A 1,504-nucleotide genomic window follows, 5' to 3' on the forward strand; every position below is an offset into this window, starting at 1 on the left:
GCCGCCCCGGGCTCTTGATCACACGCCATTATTCCAGGTGATGCTGGCCTGGGAGAACAATGCGGCTGGGTCATTGGACCTGCCGGGGCTGAGTGTCGAAGCTGCCGGGGAGGAGATTGATCAGGTCGAGTTCGATCTGGAGCTGAGCCTTGGCGAGCATGGCGAGGAGATCGCCGGAACGCTGGGTTATGCCACGGCGCTGTTTGATCAGGCGACGATCGAGCGGCAGCGTGGTTATCTGCTGACGCTGCTGCGGGCGATGGCTGCCGATGCGCAGCAAGAGGTCCACCGGATTGAGCTGCTCTCGACTGCCGAGCGCACGTATCTGCTGGAGGAGCTGAACCGGACGGCGGCGTCGTATCCTGCGGAGCGGTGCATCCACGAGCTGTTGGAGGTGCAGGTGCACAAGGCGCCGGATGCGGTGGCGGTGGTCTGCGAAGATGAGCGGCTGAGCTATGGCGAGCTCAATGCGCGGGCCAACCGCCTGGCACATCATCTGATCGCCCTCGGGGTCAAACCTGGGGATCGCATTGCCACAGTGCTGGACCGCTCCGTCGCTCTTCTGGTGGCGCAGCTGGCGATTCTGAAGGCGGGCGGCGTGTATGTACCGATCGATCGCGCCCTCCCGTCGGCGCGACAAGAATTGCTCATGGCCGATTGTGCTGCACGCTTGGTGCTTTGCGCTGATGATCTGGTTGAAGCGACGATACCTGTTCGTGCTATTGAGCCGCTCACGGCTGGAACGGGATGTAGTTCCAATCCTGGGCTGGCGTTGAGCGCTGAAACTGCCGCTTACGTCATGTACACCTCCGGCTCAACTGGCCTTCCCAAAGGAGTTGTTGTTCCTCATCGTGCCGTCAACCGGCTCGTGATCAACAGTGGGTATGTGAAGATCGATGCAGGAGATCGGGTGGCATGGGCTGGCAATCCCGCCTTCGACGCAAGCACATTCGAAGTATGGGCACCGCTGCTTAACGGTGGTTGCATTGTTGCCATGCATGCCGCCACCGTCAGGGATACTCCTAGTTTTGCCCGGGCGCTTGAACAGCACCGGGTAACGTCACTGTTTCTAACAACAGCATTATTCAACCAATATACATCAACGATTGCTCCGACGTTGGCGCAACTGAAGCACCTCCTCTGTGGGGTGAGCGCGGTGATCTTGCCTCGTTTCTGAGATTGTTGAAGGAAAAGGGCGCCGTACGTCTCATTAACTGCTACGGGCCCACCGAGACGACGACCTTCGCGACGATCTGGACTTGCCCGACTGATTTCAATGGGTCGTTGGTCCCGATCGGTCGTCCAATCGCCAACACGCGGGTGTACCTACTGGATGGCCATGGCGCACCCGTGCCGTTCGGCGCGGTGGGCGAGCTTTACATTGGCGGGGCGGGGGTGGCGCGGGGCTACCTGAACCGCCCTGAGCTGACAGCGGAGCGGTTCATCGCCAGTCCCTTTGTCGAGGGCGATCGGCTGTACCGGACCGGCGACCTTGCACGTTATC

2 protein-coding genes are annotated in these 1,504 nt (G+C 60.8%); both read left to right on the forward strand.

Features of this window, described 5'->3' with window-relative positions; all coding sequences use genetic code 11:
* Window positions 1–1,177 (forward strand): AMP-binding protein (locus OWC48_RS45855; RefSeq protein WP_282525902.1); only part of this gene is annotated, 1,177 nt, incomplete at its 5' end.
* Between the two features lie 5 nt (window positions 1,178–1,182).
* Window positions 1,183–1,504: AMP-binding protein (locus OWC48_RS45860; protein ID WP_282525903.1), on the forward strand; the 322-nt coding region annotated here is incomplete at its 3' end.

The sequence above is a fragment of the Bradyrhizobium sp. Arg816 genome, from assembly GCF_029989365.1.
Lineage (GTDB): Bacteria > Pseudomonadota > Alphaproteobacteria > Rhizobiales > Xanthobacteraceae > Bradyrhizobium.